Source organism: Cellulomonas fimi (genome assembly GCF_028583725.1).
GTDB lineage: Bacteria > Actinomycetota > Actinomycetes > Actinomycetales > Cellulomonadaceae > Cellulomonas > Cellulomonas fimi_B.
In genome coordinates, this window is sequence record NZ_CP110680.1 from 2647495 (window position 1) to 2673045 (window position 25551).

General features: G+C 74.5%; 22 protein-coding genes. 6 read left to right on the forward strand and 16 right to left on the reverse strand.

The genetic code is table 11. The annotated features are described in order from the left end of the window. Positions 1–26: 26 nt before the first annotated feature. The 7 genes from mraY to mraZ all read right to left on the reverse strand — a co-directional run bounded on the left by mraY (position 27) and on the right by mraZ (position 8290). The gene (mraY, locus tag OOT42_RS11985) at positions 27–1109 is read right to left on the reverse strand and encodes a phospho-N-acetylmuramoyl-pentapeptide-transferase (protein WP_273651437.1); all 1083 of its coding nucleotides are present in this window, start codon (positions 1107–1109) and stop codon (positions 27–29) included. Beyond that, positions 1106–2557 carry a UDP-N-acetylmuramoyl-tripeptide--D-alanyl-D-alanine ligase gene (locus tag OOT42_RS11990; protein ID WP_273651438.1) on the reverse strand — a complete coding sequence of 484 codons (1452 nt, stop codon included), beginning with the start codon at positions 2555–2557 and terminating at the stop codon, positions 1106–1108. Before OOT42_RS11990 ends, mraY begins: the two co-directional genes overlap by 4 nt. Beyond that, positions 2554–4131, reverse strand: coding sequence for a UDP-N-acetylmuramoyl-L-alanyl-D-glutamate--2,6-diaminopimelate ligase (locus OOT42_RS11995; RefSeq protein ID WP_273651439.1), 1578 nt, complete (start codon positions 4129–4131; stop codon positions 2554–2556). Before OOT42_RS11995 ends, OOT42_RS11990 begins: the two co-directional genes overlap by 4 nt. A 61-nt stretch (positions 4132–4192) precedes the next feature. After that, positions 4193–6121, reverse strand: a complete 1929-nt coding sequence (locus tag OOT42_RS12000; protein ID WP_273651440.1) for a peptidoglycan D,D-transpeptidase FtsI family protein — start codon at positions 6119–6121, stop codon at positions 4193–4195. A gap of 56 nt (positions 6122–6177) precedes the next feature. Continuing rightward, positions 6178–6594, reverse strand: coding sequence for a hypothetical protein (locus OOT42_RS12005; protein WP_273651441.1), 417 nt, complete (start codon positions 6592–6594; stop codon positions 6178–6180). Then, a complete protein-coding gene (rsmH, locus tag OOT42_RS12010; protein ID WP_273651442.1) occupies positions 6591–7601 on the reverse strand; it encodes a 16S rRNA (cytosine(1402)-N(4))-methyltransferase RsmH in 1011 nt (336 codons plus the stop codon). Before rsmH ends, OOT42_RS12005 begins: the two co-directional genes overlap by 4 nt. A 212-nt stretch (positions 7602–7813) precedes the next feature. Then, complete coding sequence (gene mraZ / locus OOT42_RS12015; RefSeq protein WP_273651443.1) at positions 7814–8290, reverse strand: division/cell wall cluster transcriptional repressor MraZ; 477 nt, start codon at positions 8288–8290, stop codon at positions 7814–7816. A gap of 359 nt (positions 8291–8649) precedes the next feature. Here mraZ and OOT42_RS12020 point away from each other — a divergent pair, with 359 nt between their 5' ends. The 3 genes from OOT42_RS12020 to OOT42_RS12030 are packed head-to-tail and all read left to right on the forward strand — an operon-like array spanning position 8650 to position 13207. After that, entirely contained in the window at positions 8650–9663 is a 1014-nt protein-coding gene (locus OOT42_RS12020) for an AAA family ATPase (RefSeq protein ID WP_273651444.1), read from the forward strand. Further along, complete coding sequence (locus tag OOT42_RS12025; RefSeq protein WP_273651445.1) at positions 9663–10904, forward strand: DUF58 domain-containing protein; 1242 nt, start codon at positions 9663–9665, stop codon at positions 10902–10904. The genes OOT42_RS12020 and OOT42_RS12025 overlap by 1 nt, the downstream gene beginning before the upstream one ends. After that, on the forward strand, positions 10901–13207 hold the full coding sequence (locus OOT42_RS12030; protein WP_273651446.1) for a transglutaminase TgpA family protein: 2307 nt from the start codon (positions 10901–10903) through the stop codon (positions 13205–13207). The genes OOT42_RS12025 and OOT42_RS12030 overlap by 4 nt, the downstream gene beginning before the upstream one ends. A gap of 324 nt (positions 13208–13531) precedes the next feature. Here the strand turns inward: OOT42_RS12030 and OOT42_RS12035 are convergent, their stop codons facing one another. The 3 genes from OOT42_RS12035 to OOT42_RS12045 are packed head-to-tail and all read right to left on the reverse strand — an operon-like array spanning position 13532 to position 15707. Further along, a complete protein-coding gene (locus OOT42_RS12035; RefSeq protein WP_273651447.1) occupies positions 13532–13927 on the reverse strand; it encodes a DUF3040 domain-containing protein in 396 nt (131 codons plus the stop codon). Between the two features lie 35 nt (positions 13928–13962). Continuing rightward, positions 13963–15234 carry a DNA polymerase IV gene (locus OOT42_RS12040; protein WP_273651448.1) on the reverse strand — a complete coding sequence of 424 codons (1272 nt, stop codon included), beginning with the start codon at positions 15232–15234 and terminating at the stop codon, positions 13963–13965. Next, on the reverse strand, positions 15231–15707 hold the full coding sequence (locus tag OOT42_RS12045; RefSeq protein ID WP_273651449.1) for an SAV_6107 family HEPN domain-containing protein: 477 nt from the start codon (positions 15705–15707) through the stop codon (positions 15231–15233). The genes OOT42_RS12040 and OOT42_RS12045 overlap by 4 nt, the downstream gene beginning before the upstream one ends. A 69-nt stretch (positions 15708–15776) precedes the next feature. Here OOT42_RS12045 and OOT42_RS12050 point away from each other — a divergent pair, with 69 nt between their 5' ends. Beyond that, a complete protein-coding gene (locus OOT42_RS12050; RefSeq protein ID WP_273651450.1) occupies positions 15777–16676 on the forward strand; it encodes a spermidine synthase in 900 nt (299 codons plus the stop codon). Between the two features lie 52 nt (positions 16677–16728). Here OOT42_RS12050 and OOT42_RS12055 read toward each other — a convergent pair whose 3' ends face one another. The 5 genes from OOT42_RS12055 to OOT42_RS12075 all read right to left on the reverse strand — a co-directional run bounded on the left by OOT42_RS12055 (position 16729) and on the right by OOT42_RS12075 (position 21502). After that, positions 16729–16932: a cold-shock protein gene (locus OOT42_RS12055; RefSeq protein ID WP_013770758.1), complete on the reverse strand. Its 204-nt coding sequence runs from the start codon at positions 16930–16932 to the stop codon at positions 16729–16731. 271 nt (positions 16933–17203) lie between these two features. After that, the gene (locus OOT42_RS12060; RefSeq protein ID WP_273651451.1) at positions 17204–18136 is read right to left on the reverse strand and encodes a proteasome assembly chaperone family protein; all 933 of its coding nucleotides are present in this window, start codon (positions 18134–18136) and stop codon (positions 17204–17206) included. Between the two features lie 89 nt (positions 18137–18225). After that, on the reverse strand, positions 18226–18603 hold the full coding sequence (locus tag OOT42_RS12065; RefSeq protein WP_423776013.1) for a response regulator: 378 nt from the start codon (positions 18601–18603) through the stop codon (positions 18226–18228). Between the two features lie 74 nt (positions 18604–18677). After that, positions 18678–20261 (reverse strand): sensor histidine kinase, encoded by a 1584-nt coding sequence (locus tag OOT42_RS12070; protein WP_273651453.1) that lies wholly within the window; start codon positions 20259–20261, stop codon positions 18678–18680. Beyond that, on the reverse strand, positions 20258–21502 hold the full coding sequence (locus tag OOT42_RS12075; protein ID WP_423775893.1) for a PP2C family protein-serine/threonine phosphatase: 1245 nt from the start codon (positions 21500–21502) through the stop codon (positions 20258–20260). Before OOT42_RS12075 ends, OOT42_RS12070 begins: the two co-directional genes overlap by 4 nt. Positions 21503–21719: 217 nt before the next feature. Here OOT42_RS12075 and OOT42_RS12080 point away from each other — a divergent pair, with 217 nt between their 5' ends. Further along, the gene (locus OOT42_RS12080; RefSeq protein ID WP_273651454.1) at positions 21720–23969 is read left to right on the forward strand and encodes a HelD family protein; all 2250 of its coding nucleotides are present in this window, start codon (positions 21720–21722) and stop codon (positions 23967–23969) included. Positions 23970–24049: 80 nt separating this feature from the next. Beyond that, on the forward strand, positions 24050–25249 hold the full coding sequence (gene serA, locus OOT42_RS12085; RefSeq protein ID WP_273651455.1) for a phosphoglycerate dehydrogenase: 1200 nt from the start codon (positions 24050–24052) through the stop codon (positions 25247–25249). 93 nt (positions 25250–25342) lie between these two features. On the opposite strand, the gene OOT42_RS12090 is transcribed toward serA, so the two are convergent. Further along, a complete protein-coding gene (locus OOT42_RS12090; protein ID WP_273651456.1) occupies positions 25343–25540 on the reverse strand; it encodes a DUF5302 domain-containing protein in 198 nt (65 codons plus the stop codon). Positions 25541–25551 lie beyond the last annotated feature (11 nt).

Below are 25551 nucleotides of genomic sequence, written 5' to 3' on the forward strand. Positions count from 1 at the left end.
GCGCCCTCCAGGTCCGGGCCCGCCACCTAGCCGGCCACCCACTCGGCATAGAAGATGCCGACGCCGAGTGCGACGAACAGCCCCGCGATGAGCCAGAACCGGATGACGATGGTGACCTCGCCCCACCCGGACAGCTCGAAGTGGTGGTGCAGCGGCGCCATCTTGAAGACGCGTTTCCCGGTGAGCCGGAAGAAGCCGATCTGGATGACGTCGGAGAGCACGATCAGCACGAACAGGCCGCCGATGATCGCGGCGAGGATCTCGGTGCGGGACAGGATCGAGAGCCCGGCGAGCGCCCCGCCGAGGGCCAGCGACCCGGTGTCGCCCATGAAGATCCTCGCGGGGCTGGCGTTCCACCAGAGGAACCCGAAGCACGCGCCCGTGATCGCGGCGGCGACGACCGCGAGCGACATCGGGTCGCGTGTCTCGTAGCAGCTCGGCCCGGCGGTCAGGAGGTTCTGGCAGCTCTGGTTGTTCTGCCACACCCCCACGACCACGTACGCACCGAAGACGATGAGCGAGACGCCGGTCGCGAGCCCGTCGAGGCCGTCGGTGAGGTTGACCGCGTTCGACCAGGCGGTGATGAGGAAGTTCGCCCAGACGACGAAGAGGATGAGCCCGACGGTCGCGCCCGCGAACGCCAGGTCGATGTTCGTGTCCCGGATGAACGAGATGTGCGTCGACGCGGGCGTGCGGAACTTCTCGTTCGGGAACTGCAGCGCGGCGACCGAGAAGGTGATCCCGACGAGGCCCTGCCCCACGATCTTCCAGCGCGCCTTGAGCCCGAGGCTGCGCTGCCGGGAGATCTTGATGTAGTCGTCGAGGAACCCGACGACGCCGAGGCCCGTCATGAGGAAGAGCACGAGCACGGCGGACGCCGACGGCAGCGTGCCGGTCACCGTCTGCGCGCCGGCGAACCCCAGCAGCGTCGCGCCGATGATGACGACGCCACCCATGGTGGGCGTCCCGCGCTTCGTGAAGTGCGCGGTCGGACCGTCCTGCCGGATGAACTGGCCGTACTGGCGCGCGACGAGGAACCGGATGAACAGCGGCGTGCCGAGCAGCGCGATGAGCATGGACAGCCCACCGGCGATGAGGACCGCGATCACCGGGCGACCTCGCCCACGAGCTGGTCGCCGAGCTGCCACAGCCCGGCGCCGTACGACGACTTGACCAGCACGACGTCACCGGGGCGCAGCTCGCCCTCGAGGAAGCGCGCGGCGGCCTCGACGTCGTCGGCGAGCAGCACCTCGTCGCCCCACGACCCCTCGTGGTTCGCGCCGTCGCGGATCGCCCGCGCACCCTCGCCGACGACGACCGTCAGGCCGACGTTGAGCCGGACGACGAGCCGCCCGATCGCGTCGTGCGCCTCCCGGTGCTCGTCCCCGAGCTCGAGCATCTCGCCGAGCACCGCGACCGAGCGGCGGTCCCGGCCCGCGAGCACGGCGAGCGCCTTGAGCGCCGCACGCATCGAGTCGGGGTTCGCGTTGTACGAGTCGTCGACGACCGTCACGCCGTCGGGACGCTCCACGACGTGCATCCGGTGCGGGCTGAGGGCGTCCGCGGCGCTGAGGCCGGCCGCGACCTCGTCGAGGGTCAGGCCGACCGCGAGGGCCGCCGTGGCCGCGGCGAGCGCGTTGTGCACGTGGTGCTCGCCGACGAGCCGCAGCTCGACCGGGACCGACCGGGTGCCGCCGTCGCCGTCGGGCGCCTCGAGCGTGAACCGGGCGCGCCCGGTGCGGTCGACGACCACGTCGCGGGCCCGCACGTCCGCCCCGGTCGACGCGCCGAACGTCACGACGTCGCCGGGGGCGAGGTCGGCCATCGCCGCGACGCGCAGGTCGTCGGCGTTGAGCACCGCGACGCCGTCGGGCACCAGGCCCTGGACGATCTCGCTCTTGGCGCGGGCGACCGCCTCGATGCCGCCGAACCCGCCGAGGTGCGCCTGCCCGACGACCAGCACGACCGCGACGTCCGGCGGTGCGATGTCGGTGAGGTAGGTGAGGTGGCCGATGCCGCTGGCACCCATCTCGAGGACCAGGAACCGCGTGTGCTCGTCGGCCTTGAGGACCGTGAGGGGCAGCCCGATCTCGTTGTTGAAGGAGCGCACGGGCGCGACCGTCGGGCCGGCGCTCCCGCACAGCTGCGCGAGCAGGTCCTTCGTCGTCGTCTTGCCGACCGACCCGGTGACGCCGACGACGCGCAGCCCGGGCGACCCGGGCTCGAGCGACGCCGCGCGCAGCCGCACGAGCACCTCGCGCGCGAGGTCGCCGAGCGCGCGCTCGACGTCGGGCACGACGACCGTCGGGAGCGGCTGCCCGTCGGGGCCCGCGACCTCGCGCGCGGCCAGCACGAGCGCCGCACCCGCGGCCACCGCCGTGGCCGCGTAGTCGTGCCCGTCGGCGTGCTCGCCAGGGAGGGCGACGAACAGCCCGCCCGGCTCGACCTCGCGCGAGTCGACGACGACGGGACCCGCGACGACGAGCGCCGGGTCGACGCCGGGGCGCAGCACGCCACCCGTCGCGGCCGCGATCTCGGCCGCCGTGAGGGCGATCACGCGTGCTGCTCCGCCCGTGCGGACGAGTGCTCGGCCTTGGCCGCGAGGTAGACGTCACGGTCGTTGTACCGGTGGAACACGCCGGCGATCTCCTGTGTGGGTTCGTGGCCCTTGCCCGTGACGATCACGGTGTCCTGGTCGGTCGCCAGGGCGAGGGCGTCGCGGATGGCCTGGGCGCGGCTCGTCGCCTCGTGCACGTCGGCACCGGACGGACGCTCGGCGCGCACGCCGTCGAGGATCGCGGCCCGGATCGTCGCCGGGTCCTCCGAGCGGGGGTTCTCGTCGGTCACGACGAGCACGTCGGCGAGCCGGGCGGCGATCTGGCCCATGATCGGGCGCTTGCCCTGGTCACGGTCGCCGTCCGAGCCGAAGACCAGGATCAGCCGGCCGGGGGTGATGGGACGCACCGCCTCGAGCGCGAGCACGAGCGCGTCGGGCGTGTGCGCGTAGTCGACGAGGCACAGCGGCCAGCCGTCGCCGCGCTCGACCACGCGCTCCATGCGCCCGGGGATCTCGTGCGCGTGCGCGACGGCCTCGATCGCGACGTCCAGGTCGACGCCCGCCGCCCTCGCCAGCACGATCGCGAGCGCCGCGTTCGAGACGTTCACGAGACCCGGCAGCGGGCTCGCCGCCGCGTGGTGCGTGCCGTCCGGGCCACGCAGGACGAAGGACGACCCGACCCCGTCGAGACCGATGTCGGCGGAGACGACCGCCCAGTCGGCGTCCGCGCCCTGCGGGTCGTCGACGTGCGTGGCGACCGTCTCGACGGGGATCGGCGACGTCTGCGCGAGGCGACGCCCCCACTCGTCGTCGACCACCACGACGCCCCGACGCGCCTGCTCCGGGTCGAACAGCCGCGCCTTGTCGCGGAAGTACCCGTCCATGTCGCCGTGGAAGTCGAGGTGGTCGCGCTGCAGGTTGGTGAAGCCGACCACGTCGAACGTCAGGCCGCGCACGCGCCCCAGCGCGAGGGCGTGCGACGACACCTCCATCGCGACGGCACCCGCACCGCGCTCACGCGCGAGGGCCAGGATCGCCTGCAGCGCCGGCGCCTCGACCGTCGTGCGCGGGCTCTCGACCGCCTCGTCGCCGACCCGCAGCTCGACGGTGCCGAGCACCGCCGTGACGGCGTGCGCGGCGCGCAGCGCGGCGTCGACGAAGTACGTCGTGGTGGTCTTGCCGTTGGTGCCGGTGACGCCGACCGTCACGAGGTCCTCCCCCGGCCGCCCGTGCACGTGCGCGGCCAGCGGGCCGGACAGCGACCGCGGGTCGGCGGTGCGCAGCACGGGGACGGCGAGACCGGCGTCGGCGACGAGCGCGGCGCCGGCGTCGTCGGTGACGACCGCGACCGCGCCCGCGGCGACCGCCTGCGGGGCGAACGTCGCGCCGTGCACCTTGAGGCCGGGGACGGCCACGAACAGGTCGCCGGGGGCGACGTCGGCGCTGGAGACCGTCACACCGGTGGTGACGAGCGAGGGGTCCAGCGCGTCCGCGACCAGCGCGAACGTGTCGACGAGGTCGGTCACCCGGTGAGTCGCGGGATGCTGGGGGCGCATCCGGGCCGGGGACGTCATGGGGAGAATCTACCCCGGCCGGACCCCCACCACGCCGCGTCAGGGGCCGCCGTGAGAACGCTCACCACGTCGTCGGGAAGAGCTGCGCCTGGCTGCCCGACGGCGCCACGCCGAGCTCGCCGAGGGCGAAGCCCGCGACGTCACGGAAGACGGGGGCCGCGACCGTGCCGCCGTAGATGGACGTGCGCGGGTTGTGCAGGATCACGCTCACCGCGATGCGGGGCGAGTCCACCGGTGCGACGCCGATGAACGACGCCGTGATCCCCTGGTGGCCGCTCACCCAGTTCTGCGCCGTGCCCGTCTTGCCGGCCACGCGGTAACCGGGGATCGCGGCGCTGCCACCCGTGCCGTCGTCGACGACGCTCTCCATCATCGTGAGCACCGTCGCGGCGGTCTGCGGCGAGACGACCTGCGTGGTCGGCGCCGCGGGCTCGGGCGTGTAGGTGCCGTCGGCCGCCGTCCAGCCCTTGATGATGTGCGGCTGCACGCGGACACCGCCGTTGGCGATCGTCGCGAACACCTGCGTCGCCTGCAGCGCGGTCACCGACACCGCCTGCCCGAACAGGACGGCGAGCTTGGACCGGCGGTCCCAGCTGTCCCACGTCTCCCACGAGCGCAGGATGCCGGGCGACTCCCCGGGCAGTTCGATGCCCGTGCGCGACCCGAACCCGAACTTGGCGAGGTAGTCGTGCCGCGTCTGCTGCGGGAGGTTCTGCCCGATCATCACGGTGCCGGTGTTGGACGACTCGGCGAGCACGCCGGTCGTGGTCAGGCGCAGCAGGCCGTGCTCGTGCGAGTCCTTGAACGTCTCGCCGTTCTCCGTGGTGTACGTGTACGGCACCTCGAACTGCGTGAGCGGCGTGACGAGGCCCGCGTCGAGCGCGGCGGCCATGGTGATGACCTTGCCCGTCGACCCCGGCTCGAAGACGTCCGACACCGAGCTCGCGAGCGACCCACCCGTGCTGTCGCCCGGGTTGTTCGGGTCCACCGACCCCGAGTCGGCCAGCGCGAGCACCTCGCCGGTGCGCGTGTCGAGCACGACGACCGTCCCGCCGTCGGCCCCCGTCGAGGCGACCGCGGCCGACAGCGCCTCCTGCGCCTTGAACTGCAGGTCCGACAGGATCGTCAGCTGCACGGAGTCGCCCTGCTGCGCCGGGGAGCCCGCCGAGTACCCGCCCGGGATCGGCTGGCCCTTGCGCCCGCGCTCGTACGTCTCCTCGCCCGGGGATCCCGCGAGCCGCTCGTCGAGCGACCGCTCGAGCCCTTCGAGTCCGACCCCGCTGGAGTTGACGAAGCCGATGACGTTCCCCGCGAGGTCGCCGTTCGGGTACACGCGCTCCGCGACCTTGTCGATCTGGATGCCCGGGAGCTTGAGCGCGCGGATCTCCCGCGCGACCGACGGCTCCACGTTCTTCGCGATGTAGCGGAACTGGCGGTCGCCGACGAGCATGCCGCCGACCTCCGCGGGGCTCTTGCCGAGCAGCGGGGCGAGCCGCTCGGCGACGCCCGCGGCACCGTCCGGGACCTCGGGCGTGCCGGTGCTGGTGAACTCGCCGACCTGACGCTGGTTGACGGAGATGTCGTAGCGCTCCACGGACATCGCGAGCGGTCGGCCCTCGGCGTCGGTGATCTCACCGCGGGCGCCGAGCACCTCGAACGAGGTCATGCGCTTCTCGCGCGCCTCCGCCGCGATCGCGTCGCCCCGGATGCCCTGCACCCACACGAGCCGGCCGGTGAAGACCGCGAGCACGAGCAGCACGACGACCGTGAGGAAGGCCATCCTGGCCCGCGCGCCCGTCCGGACGCCGCGCGGGGGCCGTCCGCCGCCGCCACCGCGCACCGGGCTCCCGCCGCCCCGCCGGGGCGCCGCCGTCCCGGGGCGCGGCCGCGGGACGACGTCGATCGTGCGGGGCCGGGCCGTCGGCTGCGCGGTGGCCTGCCGCGCCGAGCCGGCCCGCGCGGACGCGGTCGAGCTGCGGTGCGGTGGCATGCCCCCAGTCTGCGGGTGGCGCGGCCGGACCCGCGGCGACCCGCCGACGCGGGTCGTCATCCGCCCGCGGCTGCCGGGACCGGCGACCCCTGCACGGTGCCGTCGGCCACGCGGACCCAGCCGGTGCCGTCCGCCGGGACCATGCCGAGCGCGCGCGCCGCCGCGGCGAGCTGCGCCGGCGACGCCTTCTGGTCGAGCTGCGCCTGCAGGTCCTTCGCGTCCTGGTTCAGCCGGCCGAGCTCGTTCGTCAGGCCGTACTTCTCGTAGGCGCCCTGCGCCATCTGCGTGTTGAGCAGCAGCGCCGACACCAGCGCGAGCGTCAGGACCGCCATGCACGCGAGCACGAACGGCACGCGGGTGCGGGCGGTCTGCGGCGCGCGGACCAGCCGCAGCCGCGGTGCCGGTGCCGGCTGCGGCCGCGCCGCGGGGTGTGCCCGGGCGGCGCTGACCCGCGCCGTCGCCTCTGCGCTCATGCTGCCCTCCTGCCAGGGGTGCCACCACGGAGGTGGTCGGGGGTCGGTCGGGTCCGCTCGGCGGCGCGCAGGCGCACGGACTGCGAGCGGGGGTTCGCGGCGAGCTCGGCCTCGTCGGCCTCCTCCGCGCCGCGCGTGACGAGCCGCAGGTACGGCGCGTGGGTCTCGGGCTCGACGGGCAGGTCCGGCGGCGCGCTCGACGTCGCGCCCGCAGCGAACGTGCGCTTCACCAGCCGGTCCTCGAGCGAGTGGTACGCCTCGACGACGATGCGCCCGCCGACGGCGAGCGCCTCGACCGACGCCGGCAGCGCGCGCTCGAGCACCTCCAGCTCGCCGTTGACCTCGATCCGCAGCGCCTGGAACGTGCGCTTGGCCGGGTGGCCGCCCGTCTTGCGCGTCGCGGCCGGGATGCTCGCGCGGACGATGTCCACGAGCTCGCCGGTGCGCGCCAGCGGCGCCTTCTCCCGCGCACGCACGACGTTGCGGGCGATCCGGGCCGCGAAGCGCTCCTCGCCGTACACGCGCAGCACGCGGGCCAGGTCGCGCTCCTCGTACGTGTTGACGACGTCCGCCGCGGTCAGGCCGCGCGTCGCGTCCATCCGCATGTCGAGCGGCGCGTCGTGCGCGTAGGAGAAGCCGCGCTCGCGCTCGTCGAGCTGCAGCGAGGAGACACCGAGGTCCATGAGCACGCCCTGGACGTGCGCGAGGCCGAGGCCGTCGAGCACGTCCCCGATCTCGTCGTAGACCGCGTGCACGGCCGTGAACCGCTCGCCGAACGGGGCGAGCCGGCGACCGGCGAGGTCGAGCGCCTGCGGGTCACGGTCGATGCCCACGACCCGCACGTGCGGGAACGCGCGCAGCACGCCCTCGGTGTGCCCGCCCATGCCGAGCGTCGAGTCGACCATCACCGCGCCGTCCGCCGCGAGGGCGGGCGCGAGCAGGTCGAGGCAGCGCTGGAGCATGACCGGCGTGTGCCGGGAGGCGGCGTCGTCGCGTCGCTCCTCCATCGCTGCCTCCTTCCGGTGCGCCGGCTGCGGGTACGGGTGTCCCCGTGGACGGGGTGTTGGGGGTGTGTGGTCGGACGGTCCCTCCGCCGTCCGGCCAGATCCCCCACCGACCCTCTGGCACCGGGGAAGTGCGCCAGAGCGGACGGGGGGAGGTCTCGACGGGCGGAGCGAGGTTCGTGCGACGGGGACGGGCGGGACGAGGGCCGTGGTGCTCAGAACGGCCCGTTGGGGAAGACCTCCTCCGCCGTGTCGGCGTAGCCGGCCTCCTGCTCGGCGAGGTACGTCTCCCACGCCTGCAGGTCCCAGATCTCGACGCGGGTGCCCGCGCCGATGACGGCGACGTCACGGTCCAGACCGGCGTACTTGCGCAGCACCGGCGGGATCGAGATGCGGCCCTGCTTGTCGGGCAGCTCGTCGCTCGCGCCCGACAGGAACACGCGCAGGTAGTCCCGCGCCTGCTTGCTCGTGACCGGCGCCTGCCGGAGCTGGTCGTGCATGCGGCGGAACTCGTCCATCGGCAGCAGGAAGAGGCAACGCTCCTGCCCGCGCGTCATGACGAGCCCCGGTGCGAGCTGGCCGCGGAACTTGGCCGGGAGGATGAGCCGGCCCTTGTCGTCCAGGCGCGGCGTGTACGTCCCGAGGAAGGGCGCGAAGGACCCGAAGAAGCCGGTCGACGAGTCATGCGTCACCACGCCTCCCTCCCGGTCCTCGTCGCGGGTTCTCCCCGCCTCACCACGTGCCTCCACGGTACTCCACTTCCCTCCACCCGCCACTGGAAAGGTGCGTGAATTCACCCGTCGGGAAGCGTGAAGGTGCAGGTCAGAGGCGGTGGAGGGAAGTGGAGCGGAAATGGGGGTTCACCCGTCCGGGGCGTGTCGCGACCGCGGCGAGAACAGGGCTCACCGGGCGGAAGTTCGCGATTCGCCGCAGGGGCCCGTCGCCCCGCGCCGCGGTTTCGCCCGCAGGTGGAGGGAAGTGGGGGGACGAGTCCAGGTCAGCGCGGGCCCGATTCCTTTAGGCTCGTCACAGTTCCGCCAAGGGAGGCGTCATGCTGCAGGCCGTGCCGTCGTCGAGCGAGCTCGACGACGTCGTCGACACCACCGGCCGGATGCGCGCCGGCATCGAGTCCGTCGTCACCGGACGTCCAGAGCTCGTCCGCACCACGCTCGCCGTGCTGCTGGCCGAGGGGCACCTCCTGCTGGAGGACGTCCCGGGCGTCGGCAAGACCACGCTCGCCAAGGCCGTGGCACGCACCATCGACTGCCCCGTCGGTCGCATCCAGTTCACGCCCGACCTGCTCCCCAGCGACCTCACCGGCGTCAACATCTTCCGGACGCAGACGCACGAGTTCGAGTTCCGGCCCGGTCCGGTGTTCGCGCACGTCGTCATCGGCGACGAGATCAACCGCGCCTCGCCCAAGACGCAGTCGGCCCTGCTCGAGTGCATGCAGGAGGCGCAGGCCACCGTCGACGGCCGCACCTACCCGCTCCCCCGGCCGTTCCTCGTCGTCGCGACGCAGAACCCCGTCGAGATGGAGGGGACGTACCCGCTCCCCGAGGCGCAGCGTGACCGCTTCATGGCGCGCCTCACCGTCGGCTACCCCAGCGTCGAGTCCGAGCTCGACATGCTCGACCTGCAGGAGACGTCCGACCCGCTCGACCAGCTGCGGCCCGTCACCGACGCCGCGACCGTGGCCCGGCTGATCGGGACCACGCGCCGCCTGTTCGCGGCCCCGGCCGTCAAGCGGTACGTCGTCGACCTCGTCACCGCGACCCGCCAGGACCACGGGCTGCGCCTCGGCGCGTCCCCGCGCGCCGCGATCCAGCTCCTGCGCGCCGCGAAGTCCGTCGCCGCCATGGACGGGCGCGACCACGTGCTGCCCGACGACGTCCAGCAGCTCGCCGAGCCCGTCCTCGCGCACCGCCTCCTGCCCAGCACCGAGTCCCGGCTCTCCGGGCGCAGCACGAGCGACATCGTCGCGGACATCATCGAGCGGACCCCGCTCCCCGTGTCCGCGGCGCTGACCGCGACCGCCTCGCGCGCCCGACGCGCCATCGGCTGATGGGCCTGCGGCCCACCCGTCGAGGCTGGGCGCTCGGGCTCGGCGGGGTCGCCCTCGGGCTCCTCGGCGTCGGGCTCGGGGCCGTCGACCTCGTGCGCATCGGCACGCTCGTCGTGCTGCTGGTCGTCGGCGCGTGCGTCGTCGTCGGCACGCTCGACCCCGGGCGCGGTCGGCACCGGCTCGCCGTCGCCCGGGACGTGCAGCCCAACCCCGTCCACACGGGCGAGCGCGCGCGGGTCGACGTGCGCATCAAGGCGTCCGACCCCGCCGCGCGCGTCCGGCTCGCCGGCCTGCGGTTCTCCGAGCAGGCGGCGACCGAGCTCTCGGGCGGCCGGCCGCTGCGCGCCCGCGTGCAGCGCACACCGCAGCAGGTCACCGTGTCCTACCAGGTGGACGCCGGCCGGCGCGGGCGCTGGCAGCTCGGCCCGCTCGTCGTCACGCGGGGCGACCCGTTCGGCGTCGCCCGGTCCAGCGCGACGCTCGGCGACCACGCCGAGGTCGTCGTGTGGCCGGCCGTCGTGCCGCTGCCCACCGCGTCGGACGTGCTCGTCGGCGAGCCCGACCGGGTCGCCCTCGGGGCGCGCACGCCCTCGACCGACGACGCGTCGCTGCGCGACTACCGCGAGGGCGACGACCTGCGCCGGGTGCACTGGCGCAGCAGCGCGCGCCGCGGCGCCCTCATGGTGCGCTCCGACGAGCGCGCGGGCATGCGCCCCGTGTCGGTCCTGCTGGACCTGCCCGCCAAGCTCACCGCGCTCGAGTGGACCATCTCGCTCGCCGCGTCGATGGCCCTCGCGATGCTCGAGGGCGGGCACCCCGTGCGGCTCGTCGGCGGGCGCGCAGGCGCCGCGACGGCCTTCCACCAGGCCCGCACCGGCCCGACCGCGCGCGCCGCGCTGCTCGACTCGACCGTCGACCTGGAGGCCCCGCGTTCCGCCGACGAGGCCGAGACCTACCTGCTCGGCGCCGCGCACCTGCTCGAGACCACCGACGCCGGCGGCGAGATCGTGCTCGCCGTCCTCGGGCCGCTCGGTGCGGGCGCCCGCGCCGCCCTCGCGCACGTCGCCGACAACGCGCAGGGCTGGGCCGTGGTCCGCGCCGACGGCGCCTCTCCCGCGCACGAGCGCGAGGCGCAGCACACCGTGCACGCGCTGCGACGGGCCGGCTGGCGTGCGTGCGCCGTCACCCCCGGTGAGGACATCGTCGCCTGCTGGCTCCGGCTGCTCGGGAGCGCACGGTGAACGCCGCCCCCGCCCGCATCCCCCGCGGCCCGCGCAGCCTCGTCGCCACCGCGCTGTGCGCCGTCGCGACCTGCGCCGCGGTGACCGCGCTGTCGAACCTCATCGAGCCCGGCCGCTGGCTCACGGTCACGTGGGTCGCCGTCCTCCTCGTCGCCGCCGTCGTCGCCGGGACGCGCGCCGTCACGCGGTCCTGGTGGGCGCCGACCCTCGCCGGCCTCGTGGTCCTCGCCGCCGGCACGCTCGTCCGGTACGGCGCTCCCCCGGGCCGCATCCAGGTCCTGCCCGACCTCGGCTCGCTCGACCGCACCCTCGCGACCGCGCGCGAGGGCATCGCCGTCGTCAACGCCTCCCTCGTCCCCATGACGGGCGTCCGGCCCGCCGAGCTGCTCGTCGTCGTGGGCGCCGTCGCCGTTCTGCTCGTCACCGACCTCGTCGCCGTCGGCCTCGGCGTCCCCGCCCTCGCCGGGATCCCGCTCGTCGCGCTCTGGACGCCGACCGTCGTGCTCGGCTTCCCCGCGAGCAGCTGGGCCGTCGCGTGGACCGGGCTCGCCTACCTGCTCCTGCTCGCCCTCAGCGCCGCGCCCCCGTCCGCGCGCAGCGACCGCGCCCGCCGCACCGGTGGAGCCCTCGCGGGCGCCGTCGCGGTCGTCGTGCTCGCGCTGGTCGCCGGGCCCGTCGTCGCCGCCCTGCCCGGGTGGGCGTCGCTCGCGCTGCCCACCTTCGGCAACGGACCCGTCGGGCCCCTGCAGCTCTCCGACAACCTCGACCTGCGCGAGAGCCTCGGCACGCGGTCCGGGCAGGTCGTGCTGCGCTACAGCATCGTCGAGCCCGAGGCGGCCGCCGAGGGTGGGGACGACGCTGACGACGAGGCCGACGGCGGGACCACCGACGGCCTCGGCCTGCCGGTCCCCACCCCGACCGACGACGGCGTCAACGTCACCGCACGCGTCGTCGGCCCCCTGCGCGCCTTCACGCTCACCACGTTCGACGGCCGCGAGTGGCAGCGCGACGACACGCTCGACCTCGCGACCTGGGAGCCCGGCCGGCTCCTCACGTCCGACCCCACCCTGCGCGGCGACACCCCCGACCCCGGGCGCGGCACCCTCGCGGCCGTCGACGTCGAGGTCGGTGCGCTGCGCGAGCGTCGGCTGCCCGTCAGCACGTTCCCCCGCACCGTCGCCGTCGAGGGCGCCTGGACCTACGACGAGCTGCGCGACGAGGTCGTCGGACGCCGCAGCACCTTCGACGGCATGCGCTACTCGATGCTCGTCGAGATCCCCGAGCTCACGCCGGACGACCTCGCCGACGCACCCGTCGGCACGCCCGACGACGGCGGTGCGTCTCTCGAGGTCCCGAGCACCGAGCACCGCGAGCAGATCGCCGACCTCGCACGCGAGATCACCGCCGACGCCGCGACCCCGTACGAGCAGGCGATGGCGCTGCAGTCCTACTTCCGCGCCGGCACCAACTTCACCTACGACACCCGCATCGCGCCCGCGCGGAGCGAGGACGCCGTGTGGGACTTCCTGCAGTCCCAGCGCGGGTACTGCGTGCAGTTCGCGACGTCGATGACCGTCATGTCGCGCATGCTCGGGATCCCGGCGCGCGTGGGCGTGGGCTTCCTGCCCGGCGACGCGAACGGGGACGGCCAGTACGTCGTCACCGGTCGCAAGTCGCACGCGTGGCCCGAGCTGTACTTCGCCGACCTCGGGTGGGTCCGGTTCGAGCCGACGCCCGCCGTCCAGTCCGGCCTCCCGCCCGTCTGGAGCGACCCGTTCAGCGGCGTGAACGCGCCCGCGAGCCAGCCCGACGAGGCGATCCCGACCGCGGCGGCGCCGACCGGTGCTGCGACGAGCGCACCCGCGCCGTCCGCCCCGACGGAGACCGAGGAGGCCGGCGAGGGCTGGACCCGGATCGGCGTCGTGGTGGGCGTCGTGCTGCTGCTCGTCGTCCTCGGGCTGTCACTCGTCCGCCGGCGGACCCGCACACGCGCCGACGAGACGCCCGAGCGCGCCTGGCTGCGGACACGGCGACGCCTGGCCGCGAAGGGCGTGTCCTGGTCGGACGCGACGACGCCGCGCGAGGCGGTCGCTGCGGTCCACGAGCAGGTGCGTGCGAGCGCCGGCGTCGAGCTCGACGACGCCACAGCCGGGGCCCTACGGGCGCTCGCGCGGACGGTGGAGCGCGAGCGCTACGCGCCGGTCCCGGACGAGGTCCACCCCGACCAGCTCGTGCGGTGGACCGACGAGATCGTCGACGGCGTGGGGTCCGTGCTCGCAGGCGCCTCCCGCTCGACCGACTGACCTCGGAATCGGCGCCGACCACTCGGCGTGGCACGTCCGCCCGCGATGCTCGCGGGTTCGCCTGTGCACGCGGGGAATCGCCTGCACGCGCGGGTTCGTCTGTGCACGGGCCGGTCCGCCTGTGCACGCGCGGGCTCGTCAGTGCACGCGCGGAATCATCTGTGCACCGGCGCGCCCGTCAGTGCACGCGCGGGTCGTTCGGTGCACGGGAGACGGCGCTGCTGCGCGACGCGTCCCAACCCGAGGCGAAGGCGTCGACGGTGGACGCGTGCGGTGGTCCGGCGGTGACCGCGTCGTCGCGGCCGGTCCGCCCGAGCCGGTCGGTCAGCGCCCCTGCTCGCCCCGGCGGCGGTCCCAGCGCTCCTCGAGCCGCGACATGAACCCGCTCTTGCGCGCCTGCGGAGCACGGCGGACGGCCCCGTCCGCCTGGACGACACCCTGCGGGCCGTGCCGCCGGGAGCCGCGGTGCGGGTCGGCGAACGCGAACGCCACGCCCGCGAACATCACGACGAAACCGACGACGCCGAGCAGCGGCACGCTGCCCGCGGCGCCGAGGACGAGCAGGAGCAGACCGACGGCTGCGCCGGCGCCGGCGATGAGATACCGACTGACGGGCCGGCGGCCACGCTGCGTGAGCGTGTTGGCCAAGCGCGGGTCGTCAGAGGTGAGCTGGCGCTCCATCTGCTCAAGTACGCGCTGCTCGTACTCGGAGAGAGGCATTCCGACCCCCGTTGGGCTGTGGATCCGTGACGGGTTCAGGATAGATCCGCGGGAACGAAGGTGGTAGTCGAGCGCGCCCCTGGCTCGGATGAATGGACGCCCGTCCTGATCGCGGCGGCCCCGAACCGTGCGCGGACCTCGTCCATCACCCGTTCGGCCTCCCGTCGGTCGGGCGCCGGCTCGGCGACGGCCTCCTCGAGCGTGGGCTGCCGGACGGTCGCCGCCGCGGGTTCGAGCCCTTCCGCACGGACGCCGACGAGCCGGACGGGCAGCCCGCCGAGGTCGGCTCCGGCGACGAGCTCGCGGGCGACGAGGTAGAGCTCACGGCCGACGTCGCTCGGTGTCGTGAGCGTCCGGGAGCGCGTGAGCGTGCGGAAGTCCGATGTTCGCAGCTTCACCGTGACCGTGCGCGCGACGAGCTCCTTGTGCCGCAGCCGTGCGGCACACCGGTCGGCGAGCTCCAGCACCTTGGCCTGCACGACGGCGAGGTCGGCGACGTCCGCGACGAACGTCTCCTCCGCGCCGACCGACTTCTCCTCCCGGTGGGGCTCCACCGGGCGCGGGTCCCGACCCCACGAGAGGTCGAAGAGGTGCGCGCCCGCGACCTTGCCCACGGCGCGCTGCACCGTGGCGACGTCGCTGTCGGCAAGCTCCGCCACCGTGCGGATCCCCCATCGCGCGAGGGCGGCCTCGGTCCGCTCACCGACGCCCCAGAGCGCCCCGACGGGCAGCACGCGCAGGAAGTCGAGCGTCGCCGCGCGCGGCACGAGCAGCACACCGTCGGGCTTGGCGTGCCCGGACGCGAGCTTCGCGACGAACTTGGTCGCGCCGATCCCGACGGAGCACGTGATGCCGAACTCCGCACGGACCCGGCGGCGGATGTCGGCGGCGATCGCCGTCGGCGGGCCGAGCCGGCGTCGTGCACCGGCGACGTCGAGGAACGCCTCGTCGACGCTCACCTGCTCGACCAGCGCCGTCACGTCGTGCAGCACGCGCATGACGCCCTGCGACACCTCGCGGTACGCGGTGTGGTCCGGCGGCACGACGACGGCCTGCGGGCACATGCGCAGGGCGGAGGCCATCGGCATCGCGGAGTGCACGCCGAACGCCCGCGCCTCGTAGGTCGCGGCGAGCACGACCCCGCGCTGCGCACCGCCCACGATCACGGGCAGACCGCGCAGCTGCGGCCGCCGGGCGAGCTCGACCGAGGCGAAGAACGCGTCCATGTCGACGTGGAGGATCGAGCAGCCGTCCTCCTCGCTGCCCCAGTCGCGCCGGGCCGCCGCCGCCCGTGGTCCCCGGCTCACGACGCCGTCACCGCGAGCATGCGTGGCGTGACCGGCGCGGCCGACTCCGCCTCGACGAGTGCGCGCACCGCGTCCACGAAGTCCTCGGCCGCGCACACGGCCTGCTCGGCGCGCGCGGGGGTCACCGCGTCGAAGCGACCCGCGTCGACGGCGGAGCGCAGCGGCGCGGCACCGGCGAAGTACCCGCTCCACGACGTCAGCTCCGGGGCCACGACGTCGAGGATCTCCCAGACCGTGCGCAGCGCGCGGCGACCCGCCGGACGACCGCGCGACGCGATGACGGCCGCCCCGGCACGCAGCGCGGCGAGGTGCGCGTGCGAGAACTGCTCCCACGCCTCGGGCGAGAACTGGGCGGCGAGCAGCTCCGCGTCGGCACGCGCGAGCAGCTCGGCGGCGCGCGGCGACGTGCGTGCGGAGTCCAGGCGCCGCACGACAGCGCCCTGCTCGTCCGTGCCGACCGTCCTGGCGTCCATCGCGCCTCCTTCCGCCTCCTCCAGTATCGAACACCTGTTCGATCGCGTCAACGCCGTAGCGTGGGGACCATGCCCGACCGCACCACCCGCCGACCCTCAGGGTCGCACCGAGGACCCACACGGCCGGGTCGGTCCCCGGCGCGTGCCCCGTGGCCCTCCGGGCCCGTCACGATCCCGACGGGGACGGTCGAGCTGGTGCGCGACCCGGACGACCCCGACGGCGTGACGGTGCTCGTCAACGACGTGCCGAGCTCCTACCTCGACACCGTCGACCCGACGCGGCTCGTGTTCGAGTACATGCAGCAGATGGCGGCCGTCATCGATCGCGTCGGGGTGCCGGGCGCCCCCCTGTCGGTCGTGCACCTGGGCGCTGCCGGGTGTGCGCTCGCGCGGGCCGTCGACGCCGAGCGTCCCGGGTCGCAGCAGGTAGCCGTCGAGCTCGACGCCGCACTGCCGGAGCTCGTGCGCGGCTGGTTCGACCTGCCGCGCGCACCGGCCCTGCGGATCCGCGCGGGCGACGCGCGCGAGCAGCTGGCCCGCCTGCCCGACCGGTCCGCGGACGTCGTCGTGCGGGACGTCTTCGCGGGCGACACCACGCCGCCCCACGTGCGCACGCGCGAGGTCGTCGCGGACGTCGCGCGCGTGCTGCGGCCCGGCGGCGTCTACCTGGTGAACTGCGCCGACCGTCCGCCGCTCGCGGACGCGCGGTCCGAGGCAGCGACCCTCGCGGACGTGTTCGACGACGTCGCGGTCGTCGCGGAGCCGGGCCTCCTGCGCGGTCGCGGGTACGGCAACGTCGTGCTCGCGGCGACGGACGACCCTGAGCTCCTCGGCTCTCCCGCCCTCGCGCGTGCGGTGCGGAGCCTGCCCGCGCCGGCCCGGCTCCTGCACGGCGACGAGGTGATCGCGTTCACGGGCGGCGCCGGCGTCCTGCGGGACCCGGACGACGCACAGGGCCGCACCCCGTGAGGTGCGGCCCTGTGGGAACCGTGCTGCGCGCCGCTGCGGCGCGCGGGCGGGATCAGAGCGGGCGGACGTGCTCCGCCTGCGGACCCTTGTCACCCTGCGTGATCTCGAACTCGACGCGCTGACCCTCGTCGAGCGAGCGGTAGCCCTGCGTGTCGATCGCCGAGTAGTGGACGAAGACGTCAGCGCCGCCGCCGTCCTGCGCGATGAAGCCGTAGCCCTTCTCGGCGTTGAACCACTTGACAGCACCCTGTGCCATGACCGTTTCCCTCTGTCCAACCGGTGACGGCCCAGACCCTCTGCCCGCGCCGTGCCGCAATGCCTCACGTCGTGCACCGGGTGGACCAGCCCTGCGGCTGGAAGGTGCCGAAGCCCAGGTGAGCGGGCCGGCGCCGGTCATACGAGTACGTCACTGCAACGTGTGCATCCTCGCACGGTGACCTACGCCACGCCACGCTTTCGGGCACGTGCACGACGCGACTCGACAACGATCCGGTAAACGTTCGGTCGCGGAACGGTCGCGGTCGCGGTCAGCGCGGGTCGTCGCCGCCCTGCTCCGCGAGGAACCGCTCGAACTCCGCCCCGAGCTCCTCGGCCGTCGGCAGGTCCGTCGTCCCCGCGAGCAGGCTCGTGCGGCCGATGCTCCGGGCGAACGCGTCGTACTGCTCCTCGAGCGCGCGCACGACCGTCGCGACCTCCTCCGAGCCCGCCACCTGACGCTCGATCTCGCGCTCGGCGTCCCGGGCGGCGTCCGCGAGGGCCGCGACCCGCAGGTCCAGCCCGGTCGCGCGCTCGATGCCCTGCAGCGCGGCGACGCTCGCCTGCGGGTACGACGACTGCGCCAGGTAGTGCGGCACGTGCACCGCGAAACCCATGGCGTCGTGACCCGACTGACCGAGCCGCAGCTCGAGCAGCGCGCTCGCGCTCGCCGGGACCTGGACGCGGCCGAACCACGACGCGTGGTCCGCGACCAGGTCGGGGCGCGTCGCGTGCGCGGTCACCGAGATCGGGCGCGTGTGCGGGATGCCCATCGGCACGCCGTGCACGCCGATCGTCAGCGGCACGTCGAAGTGCTCGACGATCTGCCGGACCGCCGCCACGTACCGCTCCCACTGGACGTCGGGCTCCGCGCCGTGCAGCAGGAGGAACGGCACACCGGCCGCGTCCTCGAGCACGTCGACGACGAGCTCGGGCTCGGCGTAGTCGCTCCACGTCGTGGAGTCGAACGTCATCACCGGCCGACGCGAGCGGTAGTCGAGGAGCTGGTCGACGTCGAAGGTCACGAGGCGGGTCGAGCCGAGCTCCTCGGTGAGGTGCTCCGCGACGAGCTGCCCCGCGCTGCCCGCGTCGACGAACCCGCGCACCGCGTGCACCAGGACCGGGCCGGAGCCCTCCCGTGCGCGCTCGGCGAGCGCCGCAGCCGCCTGCGGGTCGACGTCGTAGATCTCGCTGGGGTCCAACATGCTGGGCGTTCGCCTTCCTCCGGCCGCCCACCCGCTCCGGATGGGCCTGCCCGCCACAACGTCGCGGCGGCCCGAAGTCTTCCCGGCGCTCAGCGACCGGGCAGGCGCACCACCTCGACGAAGAACTCGTCGATCTGCCGCACGACGTCGATGAACCGGTCGAAGTCGACCGGCTTCGTGACGTAGGCGTTCGCGTGCAGCGAGTAGCTGCGCACGACGTCCTCCTCGGCCTCCGACGTCGTGAGCACCACGACGGGGATCGAGCGCAGCGACTCGTCGGCCTTGAGCGCCTGCAGGACCTCGCGGCCGTCCATCCGCGGCAGGTTGAGGTCGAGCAGGATCAGGTCGGGCGTGGGCGCCTCGGCGTGCTCGCCCTCCTTGCGGAGGAACTCCATCGCGCTCACGCCGTCGGCCACGACCCACAGGCGGTTGCGCACCTTGTTGTGCTCGAACGCCTCCCGCGTCATGAGGACGTCGCCCGGGTCGTCCTCGACGAGCAGGACGTCGATGACCTTGGAGCTGGTGGGCACGGGATCTCCGATCAGGCGGTGGGTGCGTCCGTCGCCGGTGCGGGCAACGTCCAGAGGATACGGGTGCCGACGTCGTCCGACGGCTCGATCCAGATCCGGCCACCGTGGAACTCGACGATCTTCTTGCACAGCGCGAGCCCGATGCCGGTGCCCTCGTAGACGTCCTTGGCGTGCAGCCGCTGGAAGATGACGAACACGCGCTCGGCGTACTGCGGGTCGATCCCGATGCCGTTGTCGCGGCACTCGATCTCCCACTCGTCGCCGACCTGGCGGGCCGCGACGTGCACGTGGGGCGGCCGGTCGGGCGCGCGGAACTTCACCGCGTTGCCGACGACGTTCTGGAAGAGCTGCACGAGCAGCGCCTCCTCGCCGCGCACGGTCGGCAGCGGGTCGTGCGTCACGACCGCGCCCGTCTCGTCGATGCGTTCCGCGAGGTTGTCGACGGCCTCCGCGAGCGCGGCCTCGAGGTCGACGTCGCTCACCTCGCCGCCGTGCCGGCCGACGCGCGAGAAGCCCAGCAGGTCGTTGATCAGCCGCTGCATGCGCTTGGCGCCGTCGACCGCGAAGTCGATGTACTGGTCGGCGCGCTCGTCGAGCTGACCGCCGTAGCGCTTCTGCAGCAGCTGCGTGAAGCTCGCGACCTTGCGCAGCGGCTCCTGCAGGTCGTGCGACGCGACGTACGCGAACTGCTCCAGGTCACGGTTCGACCGGCGCAGCTCCTCGGCCTGGGCGGTGAGCTGGTCGTGCGCCTCGGCGATCTCCGCCCGCGACTGCTCGACCGCCCGGACCTCCGTGACGAGCGCGACGCGCATGCGCTCGACGTCGTCCGCGAGGTCCGCGATCTCGCCCGGCCCCGTGGTGTCGACGGGGTGCGCGAGTTCGCCGGTCGCGACCGCACGCGCGTCGGCGGCGAGATCGCCGAGCGGTTCCAGGACCCACCGCCGCAGCGCCACCCACAGCGCGACCCCGACACCGATCGCCGCGACCACGAGCAGGACGACGGACAGCGCGCCGACGAGCATCCACCGGGAGAGCTCGTCGACGGCCTCGGCGCGTCGGTCGCGCAGCAGGGAGATGTACGCCTCGGCCTCGACGCGGGCCTCGTCGAACAGCTGCCGGCCGGCCTCGATCTCCTCGGTGGTCACCGCCCCGGTGCCCTCCGCGGCGACGCGAGCCATCGTCGGCTGCGCGAACTCCTCGTTCCACCGAGCACCGGCGTCGGCCGCCGCCTGCGCGGCGGCGGCGAGGTCGGGCTCGGCGCCCCGCTCGCGCTCGCGCTCGGCGAGGACGCGGAACGAGAGGTCGTCGGCCTGCGCGCGCTCGTAGGGCTCGAGCGTGACCTCGTCGCCGGTGAGCGCGTACCCGCGGACCGACGTCTCGGCGTCGATGAGCTGGATGTACGCGCCGTCGGCCTGGGTGATGGCCTCGAAGTACGTCTGGGTCACCGCCTCCTGCCGCTCGACGACGCGTGCGAGGACGACGACGGCACCCACGACGACGACGCCGAGGACGGTCGCAGCGGTGACGAGCAGCGTGAGCAGGCGGCGCCGGAGCGTCACCCGCCCCCGCACGGGGGTGGGGGCCGGTGCGTTCATGCACCCCACCCGAGCAGGACGACCGCGGCGTCGTCGACGAGGTCGCCGCCGTGCAGCGCGCGCACCTCGTGCAGCACGCGCTCGACGAGGTCCACGTCGTCGCCGTCACCGTCGCCGTCCCGGGGGGCGGAGGACGGCCGGCGCTCGGCCGCGAGCACCCGGTCCACGGCCGCGAGCAGCCCCGCCTTGCCCACGCGCTCGGGGCCGCCGTGCACGGTCGCCTCGAGCAGCCCGTCGGTGTACATGAGGATGCGCCACGTGCCGTCGAGCTCGAGACGTTCGGGCTCCCAGCCGCCGGCGACCGGGATGCCGAGCGCGCGGCCCCGGCGCTGCGTCGGCAGGAGGGCCGACGGCGGACCGAGCAGGAACGGCACGGGGTGGCCCGCCTGGTAGAGGTCGGCGCTGGTCCGGTCCGCGGCCACGACCAGCATGGTCGCGGTCGTGAACACCTCCGGACGGGCCCGCTCGAACGCGAGCACGCGCTCCAGCAGCCCGAGGATCTCCCCCGCCGGCGTCCCCGCGAGCACGAGGGTGCGCCACGCGGTGCGCAGCGTCGCCCCGAGCGCGGCCTCGTCGGGGCCGTGACCGCACACGTCCCCGACCAGCGCGAGCACGCGACCGTCGGGCAGCTCCACCACGTCGTAGAAGTCGCCCCCGAGGAGACCGTCGCGTCCCGCGCGGTAACCCACGCGGACCTCGAGACCGCCGTCCCGCACGGCCGGCGTCGGCAGCAGCGCGCGCTCGAGCCGGGTCGTCTCCTCCGCGCGGACCAGGCTGCGGTACAGCGCGCGGTCGGTCTCCTCCAGGCGGCGACGCTGGACGGCGTACCGCACGGAGCGGGACAGCAGCTCGCCGTCGACCTCGCCCTTGACGAGGTAGTCCTGCGCCCCGGCGGCGACCGCCTGGACGCCGGCGTCGGCGCCCGCGAGTCCTGTCAGGACCACGACCGCGGGCGCACCCGCGCGCAGCAGCCGTTCGAGCGCGCCGATCCCCATCGCGTCGGGCAGGCCGAGGTCGAGGAGCACGCAGTCGACGTCGAGGCGTTCGAGCGCCTCGTCGAGGGAGCGCACCCAGACGAGGTCGACCGGCAGGCCGGCGTCGCTCAGGTGCTCCCGGACGAGGAGCGCGTCGCCGTCGTCGTCCTCGACGAGGAGGATCCGGACGAGGCCGTCCCGGGAGCCCCCGGGACCGGGCGTGGCGGTGCCGCGGGCGTCGTCGCCCGCGGTCGTCGCGTAGGTCACGGGTCTCCTCTCGTCCGGCTGGGGGAAGCGTAGGCCCCGCGCGCCGTTCGCGCGTCCCGGTCACCGTGCAGGTCGCGGGCCTGCGTGCGCCGGTCGGTGCGAGAGGCCGTCGTCGTGGTGGACAATGGACGGCCGCTTTCGGCGCCCGTCGACCCGACCGGGCGCACGGGCGGCAGGTTCGAGCGGAGCACCGGCCCGCGGACGGAGGATCGCGCACGTGGCAGGAATCGAGGCAGAGCTCGCCGCCGAGCAGCAGACGGTCGACGGGCTCTACGCGCGGCTCGACGACCTGCGCGCGCAGACGCGCGACCGCCTCGCCCGGGTCCGCCGGTCGGGCCCGTCGGGCTCGCCGCAGAACCGCAGCGAGCGCGACGCGTTCGCGACGCTGTACGAGGACCGCGTCGCGCAGCTCGAGGCCGTCGAGGAGCGGCTCGTGTTCGGCCGGCTCGACCTCGAGGACGGCGTCCGCCGGTACGTGGGCCGCATCGGGCTGACCGACGAGGAGCAGTCGCCGCTGCTCACCGACTGGCGCGCGCCCGCCGCGCAGCCGTTCTACCGGGCCACCGCCGCGCACCCCGACGGCGTCGTCCGTCGTCGCCATGTCGTCACGCGCGGCCGGACGGTCACCGGCGTCGAGGACGAGGTGCTCGACCTCGACCTGCTCGCAGAGGGTGACGACGCCCGCCTGACGGGCCTGTCCGGCGAGGGCGCGCTGCTCGCGGGGCTCGCCGCCGGGCGCACCGGCCGCATGGGTGACATCGTCGCGACCATCCAGGCCGAGCAGGACCGCATCATCCGTGACGAGCTGCAGGGGGCCCTCGTCGTGCAGGGCGGGCCCGGCACGGGCAAGACCGCGGTCGCGCTGCACCGCGCGGCGTACCTGCTGTACGCGCACCGGCGCGTCCTCGAGCGCTCGGGCGTGCTCCTCGTCGGTCCCAGCCGCACGTTCCTGCGCTACATCGACCAGGTGCTGCCGTCGCTCGGCGAGACCGGCGTGGTGACGACGACCGTCGCCGAGCTCGTGCCCGGGCTCGTCGCCACCGGCGCGGAGCCCGAGGAGGTCGCGGAGCTCAAGGGGCGGGCCGTCATGGCGTCGGTCGTCGCGCGCGCGGTGCGGGACCGGCAGCGCGTGCCCGCCGAGGCGACGACCGTGCGCGTCGACGGACGGACGGTCGTCGTGCGCCCGCAGGACGTCGCGTCCGCGATCGCCCGCGCCCGCCGCAACCACCGCCCGCACAACCTGGCGCGCGTCGGCTTCGTCCGGGACATGCTCGCGCGGCTCGCCGAGCAGTACGTGCAGCAGCTCGGTGGCGAGATCCCGCCCGACGAGCGCGGCGAGATCGTCGAGGAGCTGCGCACGACGCGGGAGATCCGCATCGCGCTCAACCTCGCGTGGATGCCGCTCACGCCCGAGAAGCTCGTCGCCGACCTGTGGGCCAAGCCGTGGCGGCTGGAGTCCGCCGCGCCGCAGCTCTCCCCCGCGCAGCGCCGGCTGCTCGCGCGCGACGCCGACGCCCCGTGGACGCCGGCCGACGTACCGCTGCTCGACGAGGCCGCCGAGCTGCTCGGCGAGGACGACCAGGCCGCCCGCGCGCAGGCCCGCGCCGCCGCGGAGCGCCGGCAGTCCGAGCTCGCGTACGCCCGGCAGGTGCTCGAGTCGACCGGCAGCGGCGCGCTCGTCTCGGCGGAGATGCTCGCCGACCGGTTCGCGTCGTCGGGCCCCGCGCTCACGACCGCCGAGCGCGCCGCGGCCGACCGCAGCTGGACCTACGGGCACGTCGTCGTCGACGAGGCGCAGGAGCTGTCGGCGATGGCCTGGCGTGCGCTGCTGCGCCGGGTGCCGACGCGGTCGCTCACCATCGTCGGTGACGTCGCGCAGACCACGGCGGCCGCGGGGGCACGCGACTGGGCCCGCATGCTCGACCCCGTGCTCCGCTCGTCGTGGCGGCTCGCGGAGCTCACCGTCAACTACCGGACCCCGGCCGTCGTCGCGGACACCGCGCGGCGCGTCGCGGTCGCCGCCGGGCTGCCCGTGAGCCCGCTGACGTCGGCGCGCGACGTGCCGGACGCGCTCGTCGTCGAGCCCGTCGGTGCGGACGCGGTCGCCGCGACGGCGGCGCGGTACGCCGAGAAGGCCGTGACCGAGGTGTCCGACGCGGCGGGCGCGGGGCGCGTCGCGGTCATCGGTCGGCCCGAGCACCTCGCGCGCGTCCACGAGGCGCTGCGGGACGCCGGGACGCCCGCGGTGCTCGGCGCCGGTGCGTCGAGCGCCGACCTCGACGCATCGCTCGTGCTGCTCACCCCCCAGGAGGCCAAGGGCCTCGAGTTCGACGTGGTCGTCCTCGTCGAGCCCGCCGCCGTGCTCGCCGCCTCCGCGGGCGACCTCTACGTCGCGATGACCCGCCCGACCCGCGCGCTCCGCGTGCTGCACAGCGCACCGCTGCCGGCCGGCTGGTCGGTCGGCTGACGCGTCGCGCGCGCGGGCGGCGCGTGTCCGAGGACCGGACCGTCTTGGGTCGCGGGCCGGACGGGGCGCACCATAGGGACGTGCCCAAGGCCCTGCTGCTCGAGAACCTCCACCCGCAGGCGCGCTCGATCCTCGAGTCCGCCGGCTACGACGTGACGACCCGCACGGGTGCGCTCGACGAGCACGAGCTCGTCGAGGCCCTGGAAGGGGTCCAGCTCCTCGGCATCCGCTCCAAGACGCACGTCACGTCGGCGGTGCTCGAGCAGGCGACCGACCTCGTCGCGATCGGCGCCTACTGCATTGGCACCAACCAGATCGACCTCGCCGCCGCGGCGTCGCGCGGTGTCGCGACGTTCAACGCGCCGTTCTCGAACACCCGCTCGGTCGTCGAGATCGCGATCTCCGAGATCATCGCGCTGACCCGCCGCCTCACCGAGTTCGACCGGGCCATGCACGACGGTGTGTGGAACAAGTCGGCGACCGGCGCCCACGAGGTGCGCGGCCGGACGCTCGGCATCATCGGCTACGGCAACATCGGCACCCAGCTCTCGGTGCTCGCCGAGAACCTCGGCATGTCCGTCGTCTTCTACGACACGGCCGAGAAGCTCGCGCTCGGCAACGCGCGCCGCATGGACACGCTCGACGAGCTCCTCGAGACCGCCGATGTCGTGACGCTGCACGTCGACGGCCGCAGCGGCAACGCGGGCCTGTTCGGCGCGAAGCAGTTCGCGCGCATGCGCCCGGGCGCCGTCTTCCTCAACCTGTCGCGCGGCTTCGTGGTCGACTACGCCGCCCTGCGCGACGCTGTCGTCTCGGGCCACGTGAGCGGCGCGGCCGTCGACGTCTTCCCCGTCGAGCCCAAGCGCAAGGGCGACCCGTTCGACTCCGAGCTGCGGGGCCTGCCGAACGTCATCCTCACGCCCCACACGGGCGGCTCGACCGAGGAGGCGCAGGAGGCCATCGGCCAGTTCGTCTCGAACAAGGTGCGCGACTACCTGTCGACCGGCTCGACGACGCTCAGCGTCAACGTGCCCAACCTCGCGCTCGACCAGCCCCCGGGCGTGCACCGCCTCGCGTACCTGCACCACAACGTGCCGGGGGTCCTCGCCGCGGTGAACGCCACGCTCGCGGAGCACGGCGTGAACATCGAGGGCCAGCTCCTGGCCACCCGCGGCGACATCGGCTACGTCGTCACCGACGCCGGCTCCGCGGTCGACCAGGCCGTCGTCGACGCGCTCGCGTCGCGCCCCGAGACCGTGCGTCTGCGTCTGCTCTCCTAACGTCGTCGGGCGCCGCCGTCGCGAGCCGCCCGAGGACGACGAAGGGCCCCGCCGGTCATCGGCGGGGCCCTTCGTCGTGCGGTCGGGTAAGGCTCAGGACGAGCCGGACTTGCGCTGGAACCGGCGCTGGACCGGGCCCGACGTCTCCGACCCGTGGACCTGACCGGTGTTCGCGGACCCCGCGGCCGTCCGGTGCTGCGCCGCCTTCTTGCGGTCGAGCGCCTCCCGGAACTTCGCCTTGGCGTCCTCGCTCACCGCCTCCGCTGCCGGCTTCGCGCTGTCGTTGCTCATCGGCGTCTCCT

What these genes read in the sequence shown, in the direction of transcription:
- OOT42_RS11995 (WP_273651439.1), bottom strand. Translation starts at nt 4,131, where the DNA reads ATGACGTCCCCGGCCCGGATGCGCCCCCAGCATCCCGCGACTCACCGG.
- OOT42_RS12000 (WP_273651440.1), bottom strand. Translation starts at nt 6,121, where the DNA reads ATGCCACCGCACCGCAGCTCGACCGCGTCCGCGCGGGCCGGCTCGGCG.
- OOT42_RS12005 (WP_273651441.1), bottom strand. Translation starts at nt 6,594, where the DNA reads ATGAGCGCAGAGGCGACGGCGCGGGTCAGCGCCGCCCGGGCACACCCC.
- rsmH (WP_273651442.1), bottom strand. Translation starts at nt 7,601, where the DNA reads ATGGAGGAGCGACGCGACGACGCCGCCTCCCGGCACACGCCGGTCATG.
- OOT42_RS12020 (WP_273651444.1), top strand. Translation starts at nt 8,650, where the DNA reads ATGCTGCAGGCCGTGCCGTCGTCGAGCGAGCTCGACGACGTCGTCGAC.
- OOT42_RS12025 (WP_273651445.1), top strand. Translation starts at nt 9,663, where the DNA reads ATGGGCCTGCGGCCCACCCGTCGAGGCTGGGCGCTCGGGCTCGGCGGG.
- OOT42_RS12035 (WP_273651447.1), bottom strand. Translation starts at nt 13,927, where the DNA reads ATGCCTCTCTCCGAGTACGAGCAGCGCGTACTTGAGCAGATGGAGCGC.
- OOT42_RS12045 (WP_273651449.1), bottom strand. Translation starts at nt 15,707, where the DNA reads ATGGACGCCAGGACGGTCGGCACGGACGAGCAGGGCGCTGTCGTGCGG.
- OOT42_RS12050 (WP_273651450.1), top strand. Translation starts at nt 15,777, where the DNA reads ATGCCCGACCGCACCACCCGCCGACCCTCAGGGTCGCACCGAGGACCC.
- OOT42_RS12055 (WP_013770758.1), bottom strand. Translation starts at nt 16,932, where the DNA reads ATGGCACAGGGTGCTGTCAAGTGGTTCAACGCCGAGAAGGGCTACGGC.
- OOT42_RS12060 (WP_273651451.1), bottom strand. Translation starts at nt 18,136, where the DNA reads ATGTTGGACCCCAGCGAGATCTACGACGTCGACCCGCAGGCGGCTGCG.
- OOT42_RS12065 (WP_423776013.1), bottom strand. Translation starts at nt 18,603, where the DNA reads ATGACGCGGGAGGCGTTCGAGCACAACAAGGTGCGCAACCGCCTGTGG.
- OOT42_RS12070 (WP_273651453.1), bottom strand. Translation starts at nt 20,261, where the DNA reads ATGAACGCACCGGCCCCCACCCCCGTGCGGGGGCGGGTGACGCTCCGG.
- OOT42_RS12090 (WP_273651456.1), bottom strand. Translation starts at nt 25,540, where the DNA reads ATGAGCAACGACAGCGCGAAGCCGGCAGCGGAGGCGGTGAGCGAGGAC.